The 20,923-nt window shown below is 39.1% G+C and carries 15 protein-coding genes and 1 pseudogene; 12 read left to right on the forward strand and 4 right to left on the reverse strand.

What is annotated here, in order from left to right; translation table 11 throughout:
- Positions 1-6: 6 nt before the first annotated feature.
- Entirely contained in the window at positions 7-756 is a 750-nt protein-coding gene (locus CWB62_RS04140) for a substrate-binding periplasmic protein (RefSeq protein WP_138530707.1), read from the reverse strand.
- Positions 757-909: 153 nt separating this feature from the next.
- Between CWB62_RS04140 and CWB62_RS04145 the strand changes: the two genes are divergently transcribed.
- The 7 genes and pseudogenes from CWB62_RS04145 (at position 910) to CWB62_RS04175 (ending at position 9,975) form a co-directional block, all read left to right on the forward strand.
- The gene (locus CWB62_RS04145) at positions 910-2,175 is read left to right on the forward strand and encodes an EAL and HDOD domain-containing protein (protein ID WP_138530709.1); all 1,266 of its coding nucleotides are present in this window, start codon (positions 910-912) and stop codon (positions 2,173-2,175) included.
- 1 nt (position 2,176) lies between these two features.
- The gene (locus tag CWB62_RS04150; protein WP_138530711.1) at positions 2,177-2,794 is read left to right on the forward strand and encodes a paraquat-inducible protein A; all 618 of its coding nucleotides are present in this window, start codon (positions 2,177-2,179) and stop codon (positions 2,792-2,794) included.
- Positions 2,795-2,861: 67 nt separating this feature from the next.
- Positions 2,862-3,227: a hypothetical protein gene (locus tag CWB62_RS04155; protein WP_249310808.1), complete on the forward strand. Its 366-nt coding sequence runs from the start codon at positions 2,862-2,864 to the stop codon at positions 3,225-3,227.
- Between the two features lie 147 nt (positions 3,228-3,374).
- Positions 3,375-4,742, forward strand: a pseudogene (locus CWB62_RS04160) (TolC family protein).
- Complete coding sequence (locus tag CWB62_RS04165; RefSeq protein ID WP_008130455.1) at positions 4,732-6,225, forward strand: efflux RND transporter periplasmic adaptor subunit; 1,494 nt, start codon at positions 4,732-4,734, stop codon at positions 6,223-6,225. Before CWB62_RS04160 ends, CWB62_RS04165 begins: the two are co-directional and overlap by 11 nt.
- A complete protein-coding gene (locus CWB62_RS04170; protein ID WP_138530715.1) occupies positions 6,222-9,341 on the forward strand; it encodes an efflux RND transporter permease subunit in 3,120 nt (1,039 codons plus the stop codon). Before CWB62_RS04165 ends, CWB62_RS04170 begins: the two co-directional genes overlap by 4 nt.
- 178 nt (positions 9,342-9,519) lie before the next feature.
- A complete protein-coding gene (locus tag CWB62_RS04175; RefSeq protein ID WP_006791203.1) occupies positions 9,520-9,975 on the forward strand; it encodes a hypothetical protein in 456 nt (151 codons plus the stop codon).
- A gap of 70 nt (positions 9,976-10,045) precedes the next feature.
- Here CWB62_RS04175 and CWB62_RS04180 read toward each other — a convergent pair whose 3' ends face one another.
- From CWB62_RS04180 to CWB62_RS04190, 3 genes are all read right to left on the reverse strand, one after another.
- Complete coding sequence (locus CWB62_RS04180; protein ID WP_006791202.1) at positions 10,046-11,533, reverse strand: Ppx/GppA phosphatase family protein; 1,488 nt, start codon at positions 11,531-11,533, stop codon at positions 10,046-10,048.
- Positions 11,526-13,613 (reverse strand): polyphosphate kinase 1, encoded by a 2,088-nt coding sequence (gene ppk1 / locus CWB62_RS04185; protein ID WP_010556663.1) that lies wholly within the window; start codon positions 13,611-13,613, stop codon positions 11,526-11,528. Before ppk1 ends, CWB62_RS04180 begins: the two co-directional genes overlap by 8 nt.
- A 94-nt stretch (positions 13,614-13,707) precedes the next feature.
- Positions 13,708-14,214: a glycine cleavage system transcriptional repressor gene (locus CWB62_RS04190; protein ID WP_006791200.1), complete on the reverse strand. Its 507-nt coding sequence runs from the start codon at positions 14,212-14,214 to the stop codon at positions 13,708-13,710.
- Between the two features lie 365 nt (positions 14,215-14,579).
- Between CWB62_RS04190 and CWB62_RS04195 the strand changes: the two genes are divergently transcribed.
- The 5 genes from CWB62_RS04195 to CWB62_RS04215 all read left to right on the forward strand — a co-directional run bounded on the left by CWB62_RS04195 (position 14,580) and on the right by CWB62_RS04215 (position 20,904).
- Complete coding sequence (locus tag CWB62_RS04195) at positions 14,580-16,814, forward strand: ABC transporter permease subunit (RefSeq protein ID WP_138530717.1); 2,235 nt, start codon at positions 14,580-14,582, stop codon at positions 16,812-16,814.
- A 15-nt stretch (positions 16,815-16,829) separates the two neighbouring features.
- Positions 16,830-18,479, forward strand: a complete 1,650-nt coding sequence (gene pstA / locus CWB62_RS04200) for a phosphate ABC transporter permease PstA (RefSeq protein WP_058403785.1) — start codon at positions 16,830-16,832, stop codon at positions 18,477-18,479.
- Positions 18,480-18,506: 27 nt separating this feature from the next.
- Positions 18,507-19,334, forward strand: coding sequence for a phosphate ABC transporter ATP-binding protein PstB (gene pstB / locus CWB62_RS04205; protein ID WP_006791197.1), 828 nt, complete (start codon positions 18,507-18,509; stop codon positions 19,332-19,334).
- Positions 19,335-19,380: 46 nt separating this feature from the next.
- Positions 19,381-20,082, forward strand: a complete 702-nt coding sequence (phoU, locus tag CWB62_RS04210) for a phosphate signaling complex protein PhoU (protein ID WP_058403784.1) — start codon at positions 19,381-19,383, stop codon at positions 20,080-20,082.
- Between the two features lie 144 nt (positions 20,083-20,226).
- Positions 20,227-20,904 carry a TIGR00153 family protein gene (locus CWB62_RS04215; RefSeq protein WP_058403783.1) on the forward strand — a complete coding sequence of 226 codons (678 nt, stop codon included), beginning with the start codon at positions 20,227-20,229 and terminating at the stop codon, positions 20,902-20,904.
- Positions 20,905-20,923 lie beyond the last annotated feature (19 nt).

Consider the following 20,923-nt stretch of genomic DNA (forward strand, 5'->3'; position numbering starts at 1 on the left):
AATCCCTTAATTTTGTGTGGGTATATCTTGCATGTATTTTTTAGCTGCATTTGTTATGTAGCCGTTGCCATGTAGATTTTTTATTGTTTTATTAATAACCGGTAATAAGTGTTTGTGTTTACTCAATAAGCGAATTCTTAAAAAGCCATGAGAATATTGAGCACCAAAACCCATACTCACATTTAGCTGTTGTGACCAATATAAGGCAGGTAGTTTACTTATAATGGCAACATCGACTCTTTTACGAACAAGCGCTTCCATGAGTTCTTTTTCTGAGGGGAAATCCACTCGATTAAATGAATCATCACTATGGTAATAATACCCTAATACGGTGCCTACATTTTTACCTGTTAGATTTGAGATGTTTTTCCATTTGCTTGAGTTTTCGGGCAAGGTTACAAGCATTTCGGTGACCGTAATTAAAGGGTCTGAAAACACATACATGGTGTTATTGCGCTCGCTTTGGGGTAGCCAATTAAGCGAAATAACATCAAAGTCTATGATGCCTTCATTAAGATATTTGGTGATTCGTTTTGTAGGTAGAGGTTCGTGATAAGCAGTTATGTTGGCATCAACAAGGACTTTTTCAATGATTTCAGGTAATACGCCAGGGTGATCTGGGTTATTTGTGTAATAAGGGTAGTGACTCCCAGATGAGCTAATATTGTATTTTAACGTATTCTGTTTTTCTGTTGCCAAAGTAGAAAGCGAGCATATTGCACAGCACGTTATTAGTAACCATTTCAAACAAGTCAAACTTCCTCCTTCGCTAAGAAATTTTTTACTAGTTTTATTTACTTTGCATAGTATTGCAACGATTAAGATATTTTTACTATACTTTTAGTATCCAACATAGATTAGACTCAAAGGAGTAAGCTTAATCTTATATAACCTTATAGGCGAATTATATTGAACGTGTCTGATACTCCATCGCTAACACCTACTTTGACACAATATGTTGCTCGGCAACCAATATTTAATGCCGAAAAAGCAGTGTTTGCTTACGAGCTACTTTACCGAAACTCAGCAAATAATGCGTTTCCTGTCGGTACGAGTGATGAGCACGCAACCAGCCGTTTGTTTTTTAATACGCTGATGCTGGTTGGCGCAGAAAAGCTCACTGCCCACCAACTTGCTTTTGTGAATCTTTCTACAGATGCCTTGTTAGATGAATTCCCTAAATTATTAAACCCAGAGCATACTGTCATTGAGATTGTAGAGCGTACGGTAAATATTGCAGCGGTTGCCAGTCGTATTAAAACACTAAAAGGTCAGGGGTATATATTTGCACTGGACGATTATGACGGCGATGAAAAATGGGAGCCGCTACTCGCCCTTGTTAACTACATAAAAATTGAAGCTGAAGAGCCTATTATTAAAACTAACATGCGGGTTAAAAAGTTAAAACGTAGCTACCCTCATTGCAAAATAATTGTAGAGCGAATAGAAACCTACGATCAGTTTATAAACTTACGCGATGCAGGGTGTGATTATTTTCAGGGGTTCTTTTTTGCTCGCCCAGAAATGCTCACTTACAGTGGAGTCGACCCTTCAAAAGTTACCGTTTTCGAACTCCTTAAAGCAATAGCAAAAGAATCGTTATGCTTTGAAGAAATTCATCAGCGTGTAGCTAAAGATGTAGGAATAACGGCGCGAATTTTACGTTTAGCAAATGCGCGCTCTGGTAATAGTAATTTAGTTATCACGTCTATATCGCAAGCTGTTGTTTATTTAGGTGAAGACGTAATTCGCCAATTTGTGCGCGTATTAGCTGTTAGCGATTTAGGAATAGATAAACCCACAGAGTTAACTAAATTTGCTCTTGTACGCGCTCGGTTAATGGAACTTATATTAACAGAAACAAACAAGAATTTATCTCAGCAAGGTTACTTGGTGGGGTTGTTTTCGATGCTTGATGCAATATTAGATATTGAACTAGCAACTATTGTAAAAGAGTTTACGCTTGATAAAAGCATTACAGATGCTTTGCTAATGCAAACCGGTTTGTTGGGTGATTGCTTATTGCTTACAAAAGCGATTGAAACTAAAAATTGGCCAATGGTTGAAACACAACTTAAGCTGGTTAACCCAGAGATGGAAATAGAAAAAGTATACAGTTTTATATTAGAGTCAATGCTTTATAGTGATGATGTAATAGAAGTTATGAGCGAATAAGATGCGTAATTTTTTATCTGTTGTAAGTGTGGTTATTGCTTTATGTTTGTTATTTCCGGGTATTACAAAACCAGTGCTAACAATTGAGGGAAATATTGATAAATCAAAACTTGCTCAAGCGGGTATTGAAATGTTAGCAGAAGAAGGCGATGGCCGAACGCGCAGTATGCTAATGATGTTTTCAAACATGTTGGGGCTAGATAAGTTAGAAGGCGAGATTAGCGCCTATAGCAAAACGCAAAGTATTTACGGCACTATTAAAGACCTAGCAAATAATAATAATTTGCTTGTTGCTATCTTGGTTGGTCTTTTTTCAGTGGTGGTACCAAGCCTAAAGTTATTATTACAGCTACTGTATTGCTGTTTACCAGTGAATAAGCTTAAGCAAGTTTGTGGCAATATTGTGTGTGCGCTCAGCAAATGGAGTATGGTTGATGTATTTGTAATAGCATTAATTGTTACGTATTTAGCAGGCAATGCACACGCTAAAAGTGGTGAATTACTTGTTATGAATGCACAGTTTGGTGAAGGGTTTTGGTACTTTGGAGCCTATTGTCTATTTGCAGTTACTGCCAGCTATTTAATTAAAACTCAAACCAAACTACATAACACGCCCTAAATTATTTGTAGTCGTTTATAAGTTACTTTAAACTCTCTTTTTTGATAGGGGTATCACTTTGCAACGCATGTACACTATTTTACTGACGCTTACTTTACTACTCACGTTTGTGGGTCAGTCTTTTGCGTCTGTAGCAAGTGAATGTGAAATGCCTCATCAGTCTAATGCTCACGTTAATATGCATTTGGGCAATACCAACGAAGGGAACAACAGCGCTCACCATACCATGATGCAAATGGATTGCTGCGATGACGAGGCGACGGCTCAAAACGAATGCAGTTGCCCCGTTAATGGCTGTACCGCTAACTCAATGCTTAATGTTGATATTTTATTAGTTACTGCAGTTATTATTACTGAAAAAGTGAATACGCCCGAGTTAAGTGCTCAAACAACCTCTCCCAAATCACTTTACCGCCCTCCTATGTTTGCTTAAATAGCAGGATAGGTGTGTCTAAATTTTATGAACCTCTAGCTGATTTTGACCCTTTGAAAACGTGATTAGTTTTCGTATTCGGTGCGGCTGATATAAACACCTTTCTTGCCAATTTAAATTTTTATTAATTTTTAAATGGAGCAAGCGATGAATTACGCTTTGAAAATAAACGCAGTGCTATGTTGTTTGACTTTGTTCAGCAGTGCGGCGAATACCCAAGAAGAAAACACAAAAGGCGCAACGGATAAGTATAACTCACAGAGAACGCTAAACTTATCTCACGCACTTAGTTATGCACTTGCAAATGATCCGTGGTTATCTGCAAGCCGCCACCAAGAGCAAGCCATTATGGCGCAAAGTATTATGGCGGGTACTTTACCCGACCCAACACTAACGCTTGGTCTTATGAACTTACCAACAAATGGTTATGCGTTTGACCAAGAAGGGATGACTCAATTTAAAGTGAGTCTAAACCAAAAATTTAGCCGCGGTGATAGCCTGTCACTGAAACAAAAGTCGCTTTTTCAGTCGTCTAAGTAATATCCATGGCAGCGAGCTGATAGGCTGGCTCAAGTCAAAGCGATGGTTACTGAGTTTTGGTTAAATGCTTATAGGGCTCAGTACAGTATTAATTTGATTGAGAAAGACAAAGAGTTATTTACTCAGCTTATTCAAATAACTGAGGCCAGCTATGCAAGTACGCAGGGTAAAACACGCCAGCAAGATATTATTCGTGCTCAGTTAGAGCTTACCCGCTTAGAAGATAAGCTACTCATACTTGAACAGCAACTTCACAGTGCTAAAAACCGGCTAGCGCAATGGTTACCCATAACAATGTTAGTAAAATCTTTAGACGATAAATTTATACCTCCTGTGGCGCTTACTGATTTTAATACCCTTGAATTTAGTCAACTTATGCAATTACTTATGGCTCATCCAGCTATTGTTGCTATAGAGCAAAGTGTGTTGGCAAAGCAAACACAAGTGAGCTTAGCGAAACAAAGTTATAAGCCACAGATAGGGGTTAATGTGGGGTATGGCTATCGAGCAGACACCCCAATGGGCCAATCAAGAGCCGATTTACTTTCTGTGGGAGTTAGCATTGATCTCCCTTTATTTACGGATAACAGGCAAGACCAACACGTTAAATCGGCTATATCTATTACGGAAGCGACTAAAACACAAAAAAGGGTCGCTTTGCAAAAGCTCAAAGGTATGTATTTTAAAGAATATAGTCAGCTATCCCAGTTACAAAAACGAAATACGCTATATCAAAATATTTTATTAGTACAAATGGCTGAGCAATCACAAGCAAACTTGAATGCTTATACGCGTGATGACGGTGACTTTTCTGATGTTATGCAAGCACGTATTAGTGAGTTAAATGCCAAAATTGACGCGCTCAATATCCAAGTCGATCAACACATTATTATTGCACGCTTAAATTATTATATGAGTAGCTTAGATTCTCAAGTTATGGGCGAACTACGTGAGGAGCAGCCTGATGAACACTAATTTGAAACTATTCATTGCCGCTATTGTAGGGGCTGGTTTATGGGCTGCTTTTACGCAAATTATAATTGATGAAAAACCGGCCGTAAAACAACCCTTATATTGGGTGGCGCCCATGGACAGCAATTATAGGCGTGACGCTCCAGGTCTCTCTCCTATGGGGATGGGTTTAGTGCCCGTTTACGACGAAGTTGGTAATAGTGAAAGTGAAAAAGGAGCGATTACTATTTCGCCAGTGGTGATTAATAATTTAGGAGTGAAAACCACTAAGGTGCAGTTAAAAACACTGCAAAGTAACATCAATACAGTGGGTTATGTGCAATATAACCAAGATAAAATTACTCATATTCACCCTCGTGTAGAAGGGTGGCTTGAGGATTTATATGTAAAAGCGCAAGGCGATAAGGTAAACGCCGGCGAACCTTTGTATACCTTATATTCACCGCAGCTAGTTAATGCACAAGAAGAGTTTTTATTGGCAGTAAATAGAAATAACAATGTACTAATTCGTGCTGCAAAGGCACGTTTAGAGTCGTTAAATGTATCTGCTGAATTTATTGAGCGCTTACAAAAAAATAAGAAAATAATGCAAAATATTACCTTTTATGCGCGTCAAAGTGGGATTGTTGATGAGCTGAATGTGCGAGAAGGTTTTTATGTAAAGCCGGGTACATCTATGATGAGTATTGCTCAACTTGATGAAGTATGGGTGGAGGCGGAAATATTTGAACGTCAATCGTCGCTTATTAGTGTTGGCCTACCGGTAACCATGACCCTTGATTATTTTAAGGGAAAAATATGGCAAGGACAGGTCGATTATATTTATCCGGCGCTTGATGCTCAAAATAGAACACTCCGGGTTAGGCTCCGATTTACAAATAAAGACCTTAAGCTAAAAGCGAATATGTTTGCTCAGGTGACTATTCATACAAAAGCGAGTGAACCTCAGCTTGTAGTACCAAAAGAAGCTGTAATTCTTACGCAACATCAAAACCGCGTAGTTATAGCATTAGGCGAAGGGCGCTTTAAATCTGTTGAAGTACAAGTAGGACAAACAAGCGTTGATGAAACGATTATTTTATCAGGTGTGGTGGTAAACGATAGCGTGGTTACCTCTGCACAATTTTTAATAGATTCTGAGTCGAGTAAGCTTTCAGACTTTAAGCGAATGGAGATGCCAGCTGCTGATAGTAGTAACGATGACAACTCTCAAAGTGCAACCGTAAATGGCGTTATAAATACAATTGATGCAGCAACTCGAGTTGTAAATATTAGTCGTGAAGCTATTCCAAAGTGGAACCGAGGTCCAGCAACAATGAATTTTGTTCTGGCACCGCATATAGAGGTTAACTCTCTTATTAAAGGTCAAACCATTGATTTCACGTTTAGTATTATTAATGATGATTTTGTGATCACCGCTTTAAATAATATAGACGCAATAGATCACTCCTCAATGCAACATACGATGGGCGAGGAAGTAAAATGATTACTGCTGTTATCCGCTGGTCTGTTCATAACCGGTTATTGGTATTGTTGCTTACATTAATTTTAGTGGGCGGTGGTGTGTTTGCCGTTAAAAATACGCCCGTAGATGCCTTGCCCGATTTATCTGATGTGCAAGTTATTGTAAAAACATCGTATCCAGGGCAAGCACCACAAGTGGTTCAAGACCAAGTTACTTATGTGCTTACTACTGCTATGTTATCGGTGCCAGGGGCAAAAACCGTAAGAGGCTTTTCATTTTTTGGCGACTCGTATGTTTATATTATTTTTGATGACAGCACTGATTTGTACTGGGCGCGTAGCCGAGTGCAAGAATACCTAACCCAAGCTGCAAACCGTCTGCCTGAAGGTGCAACGCCAGAGCTTGGACCTGATGCAACGGGTGTTGGTTGGGTTTACCTATATGCCCTTATTGATAAAACAAATACGCTTGATATTAGCCAATTGCGAGACTTACAAGATTGGTTTTTAAAGTTTGAATTACAAACTGTTCCGGGTGTTTCTGAAGTAGCCTCTGTAGGGGGAATGGTTAAGCAGTATCAAGTAAATGTAGATCCTAATAAGCTGCGTGCTTACGGCATTCCGTTGAGTCTTATTCAAACTGCAATACAGCAAGGAAACCAAGAAACAGGCGCCTCTGTTATTGAAATGGCCGAAGCGGAATACATGGTTACCAGCACAGGGTACATAAAAAGTGTTGCCGATTTAGAGGCTATTCCATTAGGTACTAATGCAAATGGCACTGCTTTGCAGTTACGTGATGTCGCAAATATTCGCCTAGGCCCACAAATGCGCCGTGGCGTGAGTGATCTTAACGGTGAAGGCGAAGCTACCGGTGGTATTGTTGTTATGCGCTACGGCGAAAATGCACAAAAAACCATTGAACTGGTTAAGGCTAAACTCGAATCCCTTAAAAAAGGATTACCAGAGGGCGTTGAGATTATTCCCGTTTACGACCGCTCAAACTTAATTAACAACGCAATAAGTAATCTGACAAGTAAACTTGTTGAAGAGCTGATTGTTGTAGCGCTTGTGTGTGTTGTGTTTTTGTTTCATGTGCGCTCATCTTTGGTGGCTATTGTTACCTTACCGCTGGGTATTTTAACGGCGTTTATTGTGATGTATTGGCAAGGAATTAACGCTAATATTATGTCTTTGGGCGGGATTGCGATTGCCATAGGGGCAATGACCGATGGCGCCATAGTAATGATTGAAAATATGCATAAGCATATGGAAAAAACGCCTCTGACTGATCAAAACCGTTGGGAAGTCGTTATTAAAGCGACAAGCGAAGTAGGCCCTGCGCTGTTTTTTAGTTTATTAATTATTACCGTGAGTTTTTTGCCTGTATTTATTTTAGAAGCGCAGGAAGGGCGAATGTTCTCACCTCTTGCTTACACTAAAACTTATGCAATGGCGGCCTCAGCAGGGTTAGCGATCACCCTAGTGCCTGTATTAATGGGTTATTTTATAAGAGGTAAGGTAATACCTGAAAATAAAAATCCCGTAAATAGATTGCTTGTAGCGGCTTATCGGCCTTTGCTCAGATGGGTGCTTAATTTTCCAAAAACAACCTTAATATTTGCCTTAGTTATGACCTTGGTAGGTTTTTACCCACTTAACAAAATAGGTAGCGAGTTTATTCCGCCACTTGATGAGGGTGATTTAATGTATATGCCCACTACATACCCAAGTATATCAATAGCTAAAGCTCGAGAGATTTTGCAGCAAACAGATAAGTTAATCGCAACCGTACCGGAAGTTAAAACAGTTTTTGGTAAAGTCGGGCGAGCTGAAACAGCCACCGATCCCGCTCCACTGACAATGATTGAAACGTTTATTCAATTAAAGCCCAAAGACGAGTGGCGAGAGGGAATGACTCTTGAAAAACTCAAAGCCGAACTTGATGCATTAGTCACGTTTCCTGGTTTAACTAATGCGTGGGTTATGCCAATTAAAACACGCATAGACATGTTGGCAACCGGTATTAAAACACCAATAGGTATTAAAGTGGCAGGTCCACAGTTAAGTGAAATTCAAAAAATTGGTGAGCAAATAGAAACGCTACTTGCTGATATTCAAGGCACTGTATCTGTTTACTCTGAACGAGTGGCTGGTGGGCGCTACGTAAAAATTGATATAAACCGTGAAAAAGCAGCGCGTTATAATTTAAACATAAGCGATATACAGCAAGTTATAGCAACGGCAGTTGGTGGTAAAAATGTAACACAAACAATAGAAGGGCAGGCTCGTTATTCGGTTAACGTGCGTTATCCGCAAGTTTTTAGGGATTCTCCTGACGCCCTTATGTTATTGCCCATTGTGACGCCACAAGGACAGCATATTGCGCTTGGAGATGTCGCTAATGTATTTATTGAAAATGGCCCGTCTGGCATTAAAAGTGAAAATGCACGTTTAAATGGTTGGGTTTATATTGATATAGATGGCGTAGACATTGGTAGCTATGTTGAAAGCGCGAGAGCCTTGCTCGATGAGCATTTAACGCTGCCATCGGGGTATTCTATTTCATGGGCTGGGCAGTATGAATATATGCAACGTGCAAAAGAGAAGCTCGCCTACGTAGTGCCTCTCACTTTGGCCATTATTGTTGTGCTGCTCTATCTTAATTTTAAAAGCTTTGCTGAAGTAACTATTATTATGTGCACACTGCCATTGGCTATGATAGGTGGTGTATGGCTCATGTACCTTCAAGGTTTTAACTTTTCAGTCGCCGTAGGGGTTGGTTTTATTGCACTGGCCGGTGTTGCTGTGGAGATTGGGGTGATTATGCTGGTTTACTTAAATCAGGCATATCAAAACATGTGCTTAACTGCTAAGCGAGCTGATAAACCACTTTCGTTAGCTCAGTTACAGCAGGCAATTATTGAAGGTGCCGGGTTACGTGTGCGTCCTGTAATGATGACGGTGGCTACTATTGTTATTGGTTTATTACCTGTGCTTTATGGTACGGGTAGCGGTAGTGAAGTAATGAGCCGAATTGCAGCGCCTATGGTAGGTGGTATGGTAAGCGCAATAATGTTGACCTTATTAGTTATTCCTGCGGTTTACCTATTATGGAGAAAAAAGGCTATTAAGTAACAGTGATAGGGTAATGACTTATCATTGCCCTATAAAAATTACCTATTGTCTGTAAGTTATTCTATTAATTTGTATTTTAATTTATTTTTAAAGTGTAACCCATTGTTTTTAATTGTGGTTTTTATTGGCATGATTCAAGCAACTAGTAACTCATAAGTTAACTAAGTAAGGAATGCACATGCAAGTTAAAACAATTAAAGAGGTATACGATTGGACAGTATTATTTCATACGCAAATGGCGGCTAACTTTCATAGCGTTAAACCAATACTTGATGAGCGTAATGCCATGCTGGTGGATTATTACCTTAATTACGAAAAAAAACTCGCTGAAGATTTAGTGGGTTTTAAAGCGATTACCGAAATTAACACGCTCGACACATTTTGTTATGAGTACTTTGCCAGTAACCCCGAACTTATTACGTTTAACGATATCAGCAAAGATAAGCAGTTAGATGAAAAAGCAATTCAAGATTACTTATCGAGTCAGCATCAAAAAGTTATCGCGCTTTACGATTACCTTCTCGAGCGTGCAGAAACGCAAAATGCGCAAGAGAAGCTAGCGCAGCTACTAGAGCTTGAAAAGCAAGGGCTTAAACAAATGATGCAAAGTACAAATCGCCATATGGATATGTAATTAGCTAAAGTATACTTAGCTAAAAGTAGGGTGTATTTGCACCCTACTTAATTATTTACTCTTCAAAATATTATGAGCAGTTAAGACTTATTCCTACCTTTTTTAAATAACGTTGTTCTAGTTCTAAATCTGCATTAAGTAACGTGTGTGTTTGTAAATAATTATCGTAAAATTTAATAAAAAGCCCTGTGGCATTAGCGCTAATATTCATATTAGGTTGCTGGCTAATTTGGCGTTTTTGATTAAATAAAACAGCTAAGCGTAAAATAGTAACAAGCTTAATTACATGTTGCTGCGCGATTGTTGTGAACTCTGGTAATTCATCACGTTTAATTTTTTTTCGGTAAAAGCGAATTAGCGAGCTTAAAATGAGTTGCTCTTGCTGAGTAAAACCAGGAAGCTGGCTATTTGCCACAATGTAAGCGCTGTGTTTATTAATACCTGAAGAGTTAATAGATAAGCCAATTTCGTGTAGCTTAGCAGCCCAATTAAGAAGCGCTATGTCGTTATTATCATTTAGTTGCCACGCTTTGCTAAGGCGCTCGTATATCCAAGTAGCTGTATTAGCAACGCGTGAGGCATGGGCTTTATCTACGGTGTATCGTTCACTCAGGTTATTGATTGTATTGCTGCGAATGTCTTTATCGGCGAGTTTTTGCTGCATTTCATGAAGTAGCCCCTCTCTTAAAGAGAAGTCACTATAAGAGAGCTGATTGATTGAAAACTCTTTAAAAACAGCAATAAGAATGGCAAGTCCTCCACATAGACTCTGCTGACGCTCAGGCGTTAATCCTTCTATACTTATATTATCGATATGTTTAGCGGCAATGCATTGCTGCTTAAGAGCCAGTAAATCGTCAATACTTACACATGTTTGTTGCGGGTTTTGTGCGCACACCATGGTTAAAATTGATTTAATAGTGCCTGATGTACCAATTACATCTTGCCAACCTTCGTTAATGTAGTTGGCAAAAATAACTTCGATTTCTTGTTCCGCTTTTATTTCAGCTCGATTAAAACGCTTAGCCGTAATAGCTCCACCACTAAAAAACTGTTTTGTGTAGCTAACACAGCCCATATTACGGCTGGTAAGAAGCTTATGTTTGAAGTGCTTACCAATAATTAGTTCGGTACTGCCTCCGCCAATATCGATAATAAGGCGGTTCTCTTCGTTATGTACATAATGAGCCACACCTTGATAAATAAGCCGAGCTTCTTCTTGCCCTGGGATCACATCAATATGAAATGGAAATACCTTACTCGCCTGAGTTAAAAAGGCATGAATATTTTTGGCGCGCCTAAAAGTGTATGTAGCAGCTACTTTTACATTACCAGGAGGAAAGTCTTCAAGGGTGTTTGCAAACTGCTTAAGTACAAGTAGTGCACGGTCTATGGCTGCTTGGTTTAGTCTTAATTTATCGTCTAAGCCATCGGCTAAATAAACACGCTGTTTCTCTTTATGCAGAATTTGTAATGTGCCATCCACTTCGCGCGCAACGACCAAGTGAAAGCTATTCGAACCTAGATCGACGGCCGCTATTGATGGGTGATCATTCATTATTATAATTACTCTCCCATTTTTTTAAGTGATCGTATATTGCTATTTGTGAGCGAATTTTTTTTCTGTTACCGCGCCTAACATAGGTATTTTTTTGCTCGCTATCGATTAGCCGAGCTTTTGTGCGGTCTTTAAATTGTAGCTCTAAAATGTCCAGAATGAGCTGTTTTAATTTATTATTTAAAATGGGCACTCCCACTTCAACGCGTTGATCAAGATTGCGAGTCATCCAATCAGCGGAAGAAATATACACCTTTTCATTGCCATTATTGCCAAATACCATTACGCGAGGATGCTCTAAAAAGCGATCAACAATACTGATCACTTTTATGTTTTCGCTAAAGTGAGCCACCCCCGGTATTAATGAACACATACCACGTACAATAATTCGGATTTTTACTCCACGACGACCGGCATAATAAAGTTTATCTACAAGTTGTTTATCAACTAAATTATTTACTTTAATTGTAATTTTTCCTGTGAAACCATCTTCAACATGCTGAATCTCTTTATCAATTAAATCCAATAAAGTGTCGCGAGCATTAATAGGGGAGAGCATTAAATATTCAAAATTAAAGGGCTTGTAGCTGCTTTCTATAAACTTAAATACGCTATCGCATTCTTCACAAATACCGTTATGTTTTGTGAAAAGGCTAAAGTCAGTGTAGATTTTAGCTGTTTTTTCGTGAAAGTTTCCGGTACCGATATGGGCGTATTTAACTATTTTGTTTTTTTCTTTACGGTGAATAACACATAGTTTGCTATGCACTTTTAGGGCTGGAATACCAAAAATAACTTTTATTCCAGCACTGCTAAGAACTTTAGCCCATTCAATATTGTTCTGTTCATCAAAGCGTGCTTTAAGCTCAACCATTACCGTGACACTTTTGCCATTTTTAGCGGCATTGATGAGTAAAGAAATAAGCCGAGACTTACTCGCCACTCGATAAATATTTACTTTAATCTGCGTCACCATAGGATCAAATGCGGCTTGGCGAACATACTCCAGTAAATGATTAAATGTGTGATATGGGTAGTAGAGCAGTATGTCTTGCTCGCTTATTGCGTCAAATACGCTGCTGTGTTTGTTAAAAGCTGTGCTTTGTATGGCTGGAAGTGTTTTGTTTTCAAGGTATTGGCGACCCACATTAGGAAAAGCAATAAAATCTCTAAAGTTACGGTATCGACCCGCGGGTATCAGCGCATCATGATGACTCACGTTTAAACGTTTTTTCATCACTTTTAACATACTTTCTGGCATGCTCTCGTCGTAAACAAGGCGCACAGGCTCTGCATAAATACGTTGTTTAAGGCCCTTAGACATTTTATCGAGCAGACCTTCTTCTAGCTCATCGTCTAAATTGTATTCTGCGTCTCGTGTGAGTTTTATTGCATGACCTTGAATTTTATCAAAGTGAAAAAAGTTACTAAAAACATCATTTAAGAAGTAAGAAATAACGTCATCAAGCATAACAATGGTTTTACGACGACGTGTCTTTTCAGGCGGTAATATAATAAAACGGGGTACTCGGTCTGTGGGGACTTCAAGCATAGCGTAGTGGCTTTTTTCGTCACTCATTTCAATAAACAAGTAAGTCATTGTGTCGTTTATATAGTCTGAGTAATCTTTATTTTCATTAAGTAAAATGGGTGATATATGCTGTAAAACCTTGTCATGAAAATACGCTTTAAGCCAATTAAGATGAAAGTCTGTTAATTTTTCGGGGCGATCTACATGGATATTATGAGTGGTTAAATCGTTTAAAATTTGTTGGTGTATTAGGTTAAATTTTTTGCCTAGCTGCAAAACTTTTTGTTGAATTTGACTTAATAAAGCTTCGTCTTCTTCAAAATTAGCATCGGGAAGTTTGTTTAATAAAATACGGCGTTTAACGTCGGCAACACGCACCCTAAAAAATTCATCAAGGTTATTAGAAAAAATCCCCAAAAACCGCATGCGTTCAATTATTGGATTATTTTTGTCTTTAGCCTCTTGTAGAACGCGCTCGTTGAATGACAGCCAACTAAGCTCTTTAGCAAAGTATTCAACGGTTTGAGTATGTTCTATGTGGGCATTCATATTATATTCCATTATCTAACGCTGAGTTAAATATAGAACAATTTAATGACATTAAAATGACATGCGTGTCACTTGTATGACACGCAATAAAAAATTATGCTTCTTCTGTGTCTACTATTAAGTCGCTGGTTATTGACTCAAGCGCATCAATTACTTCGTCTTTATCCATTCCGTTAGGTAAGGTAACGGTTGCAACAGCGCTAAAAATAGGGACTCCCCAATTAGGTGCGCTTTGTTGTCTAGAATTTAAATGAGTAATACTTGCTCCTTTGTGTCGTATTACGCTCGCGAGCTCTTGGACAATACCAGGGCGATCGTTTCCTGTGATCACTAAATTGATTTGTTCACGTGGTGAAGGTTCAATTTCAGTATTGCCAGCTTCAATACGCACTTCAAGTTTTGGTAAAGCGGTAAGCGCGTTTTGCAGTTCCTGAAAATGCTCTTCAGCAACTTCTAACTGAATAATCCCTGCAAAATGACCTAATAGATGGCTAAGGTTACTACATAACCAGTTGCCGTGATTTTTTAAAACTACCGATGAAATATCTTCTACTAAGCCTGGACGATCCTTTCCTAAAATAGTTATTACCAACTGTTTCATAAATTGTGCCTCTTTTTAAGCCCGAAGAATGTAAATGCGTAGGCATTAAATAAAATATGTTTTGATGCTGACGCGCTTTTATAGGTTAATGATTTTATTATGTTAATAATTAATTTAACGTGAATGATAGAAAGGTAAGCGCATCCCTTAATTTACCATTTGAGTATTAACCTCGTTAAATGCTTTGTCCAATTATTTTTGTTATTTAGTTCCCTTATAAATGACTAATCTAACGCTTAATTAATACAATAACTTATGCCACCTTAGATATACCTTTAATTAGAGTGCTTATTATGACCGTTGTAACATTACTGTCATCTTGATGAAATATAATTTATAGAACGTTAAGATTTAAAGGTGTTTTGATGACTTCCAATCCGAATAAACCGTCTTTTAATACGGATCGAAGCCGTCTATTTAAAGACAGGTTTGCCAAATTTGGCATAACCGCCGGTGGAGTAATGGTATTAATAGCGCTGTTGTTAATATTTTTCTACCTTCTTTATGTAGTACAGCCAATTTTTGAGTCAGCTAAAGTTGAAAAGCGTGACAGCTTCACAGTAAGTAACGCAGATCAAATAGTTGGCTTAGGTGTTGAAGAGCAAACCGAAGTTGCTTATTTACTAAGCCAACAAGGCCAAGTTGACTTTTACAATGTAGAAAAAGCAAGTTTTGGTAAAAAACTCAAGACGCTTAATGTTGCTCTTCCAAGCGAAGTAACAAGCTTTGCAACGAGTGCACCGTTTCAGGGCCAATACGCCTATGGTTTAGAAAACGGCACTGTAATGGTGGTTGTACCTAAATTTTTAGTTACCTTTCCAAATAACGAACGCAAATTAACGCCACGCGTTGATTACCCGCTTGGTGAAATGGCGTTAGAAGTTGATGCTCAAGGCGCTGCAATTAAACGTTTTGCGTTTACTCATTATGAAGATAAAACGGCGGTTGTTGCATTAACCGCAGATAAGCGTGTTTTATTTAGCAGTTTTGTTGCCGAAGAAAACATGTTTACGGGTGAAGTTGAGTGGGTTGTTGAGAGAACAGAGCTTGATATTGAAGGCCGTGTAGATGAGCTTTTAATTTCGCCAGATACAACACGTACGTTTATTCGTTCAGCTAATCAAATTTACGTTTATGACACGCGCGACCCAAGTGAAGTAGAGCAAATTCAATTATTATCAGCTAATGAAGAAAGCGCTAATATAGTGTCGGCTCAGTTACTAGCGGGTGCAAACTCATTAATGCTTGCTAACGATAACGGCGAAGTATCGCAGTGGTTTGAAGTAAACACAGATATTGGCCGTCAGTTTCAAAAAATTCGTGCGTTTGAAACAACTAAACAAAGTAAATTAAATATATTTACAGAATTTTATCGTCGTACTTTTTTCACTACTAGTAGTAACGGTGAGCTGGGTGTTTACTACACAACAAGCGAAGCTAAGTTGTGGCAAGGTAAAGTAAGTGAAGGCGAAATTAAACACTTTGCAATTGCACCGCGCTCAAATGCAGCGTTAATTTTAGCGGATGGCAAGTTAACGGTATTAGAAGTTCACAACGAGCACCCTGAAGTAACCTGGTCTGCGTTATGGCAAGAAGTATGGTACGAAGGTTACCCAGAGCCTGCATATATTTGGCAATCAACTTCTGCAAGTGATGACTTTGAATCTAAGTTTTCGCTTGTACCTATTTCGTTCGGTACAATTAAAGCGGCTTTTTACGCCATGCTATTTGCAGTACCTATTGCGATTTCGTCGGCAATTTACACTGCGTATTTTATGTCGAGTGGGTTACGTAAAGTTGTAAAGCCAACCGTTGAAATAATGGAAGCACTTCCTACTGTTATTTTGGGCTTTTTAGCGGGTCTTTGGTTAGCCCCATTAATTGAAGAGCACTTACCTGCAATTGTTGGCTTACTCATTTTATTACCTGTGGGTATTTTAGGTTCAGCACTTGCTTGGACAAAATTACCAGCGAGTATTCGCCATAAAATACCTGAAGGGTCTCATTCAATTATTTTGATTCCTGTTGTATTAGTGGTTGGTTGGTTATCGTTTGCGATGAGCGAAACAGTAGAGCTGTGGATGTTTGACGGGAATGTACGTCAGTATCTAACAAACGAGTTAGGCATGACATTTGACCAACGTAATTCATTGGTAGTCGGTATAGCAATGGGTTTTGCAGTGGTGCCTACTATCTTCTCTATTGCGGAAGACGCTGTATTTAGCGTACCTAAGCACTTATCAAATGGTTCACTAGCATTGGGTGCAACTCAATGGCAAACACTAGTTCGTGTTGTGCTGTTAACTGCAAGCCCTGGTATATTTTCTGCGGTAATGATGGGCCTTGGCCGTGCCGTGGGCGAAACCATGATTGTACTCATGGCAACAGGTAACACACCGATTATGGACTGGAGTATTTTCCAAGGCATGAGAACGCTGGCGGCTAATATTGCGGTAGAAATGCCTGAATCAGAAGTAGGTAGCTCGCATTACAGAATATTGTTTTTAGCAGCCTTTGTACTATTCATATTCACCTTTGTATTTAACACGTTAGCTGAGTTTGTTCGTCAGCAGTTACGTGAAAAATACAGCTCAATGTAAGTGGAGAGACACGACATGGTAAAGCAGTGGTTTAAGTCTGGTTCTCCTTGGATTTGGATGACCGGCGGTGCAGTGAGCATCAGCTTGATTTCGGTTTTAGGTATATTAGCAATGATAGCCTGGAAGGGATTGAGTTTTTTCTGGCCTTCTCAAGTTGTACAGTTTGAGCTTGAAGGCTCAATTGCAAAGCAAACCGTTATTGGTGAAGTTTACGACCGTGAACTCGTACCTAAAGAGCGTTTGGCAGCAACAGGTGTTGATGTTTCAGCATTTGATAAAGAAGAATTTGAACGCTTACTTATTAAAACAGGTAACCGTGAATACGTAGATTTAGATTTTCGTTGGATACTTGAAACCGACATAAAAGCAAAGTCTACACCCGCTACGCTTGCAGTATTTGAACGTAGCAAAAATGGTAACTTTTACGGCTATGTAGAAAGTGTATTTAAAGATGGTAAACCAGTAGAGGGTGATAAAGTTGATGCTTTATATGACCTTGTTGAGCGTGCTGTAGATTTAAACGATGAAGCATTGGATTTACAAAATGGCGATATAGGTCATATTAACTATGAACTTGAGCGTCTACGTTTAAAAGAGAAAAGCTACCTACTTGACAACCAGTTAACAGATGAACGTGTTGCAGAGCTTGCAAAAATGCGCGCAGAATTACGTGCAGAGTACGGCGAACTTGAAAAAGAGTTATTTGCACTGCGTAAACAGGCTAAGCGCGACCATGTTACGGTAAAAGATATGCGCGGCGAAATAGTCACGATCCCAATGTATCAAGTACTGGATGTGTGGTTTCCGAACGACATGGGCTTTTTTGCAAAGCTAGGTCATTACTTTGGTCAATTAGGCAAGTTTGTATCTGACGATCCACGCGAAGCAAATACTGAAGGGGGTGTATTCCCTGCTATATTTGGTACTGTATTTATGGTTATGTTGATGGCCGTGATAGTTACGCCGTTTGGTGTTGTTGCTGCTATTTACTTGCACGAATACGCGGCTAAAAATGCGGTCACAAAAATGATTCGTATCGCGGTAATCAACTTGGCGGGTGTACCTTCCATTGTTTATGGTGTATTCGGTTTAGGCTTTTTTGTATACATGCTTGGTGGCAGTATTGACCAGTTGTTTTACCCAGAGTCTTCACCAACGCCAGTATTTGGCACACCGGGTGTAATGTGGTCTGCATTAACATTGGCAATACTAACTTTACCCGTTGTTATTGTATCTACGGAAGAAGGTTTATCACGTATTCCAAGCACTGTGCGTGACGGTTCGTTGGCATTGGGTGCAACTAAAGTTGAAACCCTATGGCGTATCGTAATTCCAATGGCAAGCCCTGCAATTATGACGGGTTTAATACTGGCTGTTGCACGTGCAGCAGGCGAAGTTGCGCCACTGATGTTGGTAGGTGTTGTTAAAATGGCACCCACGTTACCACTAGACGGCAACTTTCCGTATTTTCACTTAGACAGAAAGTTCATGCACTTAGGCTTTCATATTTACGATGTTGGCTTCCAAAGCCCGAATGTTGAAGCGGCACGTCCGCTGGTATATGCAACGGCATTTTTACTTGTGTCGGTTATCATTACACTCAATATAACGGCCATTGGTATACGTAACCATTTACGTGAAAAATTCAGATCGCTTGAACACTAATTAGTAAAGATTTAATAGGTAACAAACATGATTACAGTCGCTCCAAAAGTAAACCAAGCCAATTTGGGCATGAAGTTAGATTTAGACAATTTAACAGACGAGCAAAAAGCGTTAGAGATTAAAGATCTCGATCTTTACTATGGTGATAAACAAGCGCTTAGTAAAGTTAATATGAACATTCCAAAAGGCCAAGTAACGGCGTTTATCGGCCCATCTGGTTGTGGTAAATCAACATTACTGCGTTGTATTAACCGAATGAATGACTTAGTTGATATTTGTCGAATTGAAGGTGAAATACTCCTTCATGGGCAAAATATTTACGATAAAAATGTAGATGTTGCGGCGCTTCGCCGTAACGTGGGAATGGTGTTTCAGCGCCCAAATCCATTTCCAAAATCGATTTATGAAAATGTAGTCTATGGTCTACGCTTACAGGGCATTAAAGAAAAGCGTAAGTTAGACGAAGTAGTAGAGCAGTCATTACGTGGCGCAGCTTTATGGGATGAAGTAAAAGATAGATTACACGACAGTGCCTTTGGTTTATCAGGCGGTCAGCAACAGCGTTTAGTGATTGCTCGTTCTATTGCGATAGAGCCTGAGGTTTTATTGTTAGATGAACCAACGTCGGCACTTGATCCAATTTCTACTTTAGTTATTGAAGAGTTAATTAACGATTTAAAGAACAAATTTACCGTTGTTATTGTTACGCATAACATGCAACAAGCAGCGCGAGTATCTGACCAAACAGCCTTTATGTACATGGGTGAGCTGATTGAGTACTCAGATACAAATACCTTATTTACAACACCAACGAAGAAAAAGACTGAAGATTATATTACAGGTCGTTACGGCTAAATAATTAACAGTACTGTGTTGTACAAGATTTAGAGAGAAGGTAATTATGGAACATAATATTAATAAGCATATTTCTGGCCGCTTTAATCAAGAGCTTGAAAATGTTCGTAACCATGTACTAAGCATGGGTGGATTAGTTGAACAGCAACTAAGTAGTGCACTTGATGCGGTAAGCACAAATGATGCAGAACTTGCAGAAAAAGTGCGTCAAAACGACTACAAAGTTAATGCCATGGAAGTGAGTATTGACGAAGAATGTACGCGTATTATTGCGCGTCGCCAGCCCGCGGCAAGCGATTTACGTTTGGTGATTGCTATTGCAAAAACCATTGCTGACTTAGAGCGTATTGGTGATGAAGCTGAGCGTATTGCAAAAGTGGCTCTTGATTCCTTCACTAAAGATCAACAAGATTTGTTGGTGAATATTGAAAATATGGGTCGTCAGGTTCTAAAAATGTTGCATGATGTACTTGATGCGTTTGCACGCATGGATGTGCAACGCGCATTTGAAGTACACAAAGAAGATGCTAAAGTTGATCGTGAATATGAAGCAATAACACGTCAAATTATGACATACATGATGGAAGATCCACGTTCAATTCCAAAAATTATGGATTTAGTTTGGTCAGTGCGTTCATTAGAGCGAATTGGTGACCGCTGTCAGAACATTGCCGAGTACATTATCTACTTTGTAAATGGTAAAGATATTCGCCATATATCACAGGAAGATATTGAAAAATCGCTTTAAAGTTCATTAGCGCATTTTTAACAAAGCGGCTATAGGCCGCTTTGTTTATTTAGCTATAAGTTAAATAATAAAAACCGTTCACAATTGTTGTGAATACTGTAAAATCGCATGTTGCACGCATGTAATTTGATTAAAGGGTCAGTTATGCCTACAAACGCGTTTTTAGGAGTTTTTGCAAAATCTCCTTTCAAACCAATGGAAGATCACATCAAAAAAGTTCATCAAGCGAGTAAAGCTTTGATACCTTTTTTTAATCACGTTTTTAAAGAAGAGTGGACACAAGCAGAAGAGCTTCGTATTACTATTCGTAATTTAGAGCGTGAAGCCGATGACATGAAAAGAGACATACGTTTACAGTTACCACGCGGTTTATTTATGCCGGTAGAACGTACAGATCTGCTCGAATTAGTAACTCAACAAGACAAAATTGCAAATAAAGCAAAAGACATTGCTGGACGTGTAATCGGTCGTGAAATGACCATACCAGCAGTCATGCAAGCTGATTTCTTGGCTTACTTAACTCGTTGTGTAGATGCAACTAAACAAGCATCTAAAGCGATAAACGAGTTAGAAGAGCTATTAGAAACAGGCTTTAAAGGTCGCGAAGTGACCTTAGTAGAAAAAATGCTCGTTGAATTGGATGCAATAGAACAAGACACGGATGACATGCAAATTAAAGTACGCCGCCAACTACGTGAAGTAGAAGGTGAGCTTAATCCTGTAGATGTAATGTTTTTATACAGCATTATTGAATGGGTTGGCGAGCTTGCAGATATTGCAGAGCGCGTAGGATCACGTCTTGAGCTGATGTTAGCTCGTTAATTTAAAATCAGTTCAAACA

Origin of the sequence: Pseudoalteromonas sp. S408, from assembly GCF_005886645.1 — a bacterium.
Lineage (GTDB): Bacteria > Pseudomonadota > Gammaproteobacteria > Enterobacterales > Alteromonadaceae > Pseudoalteromonas.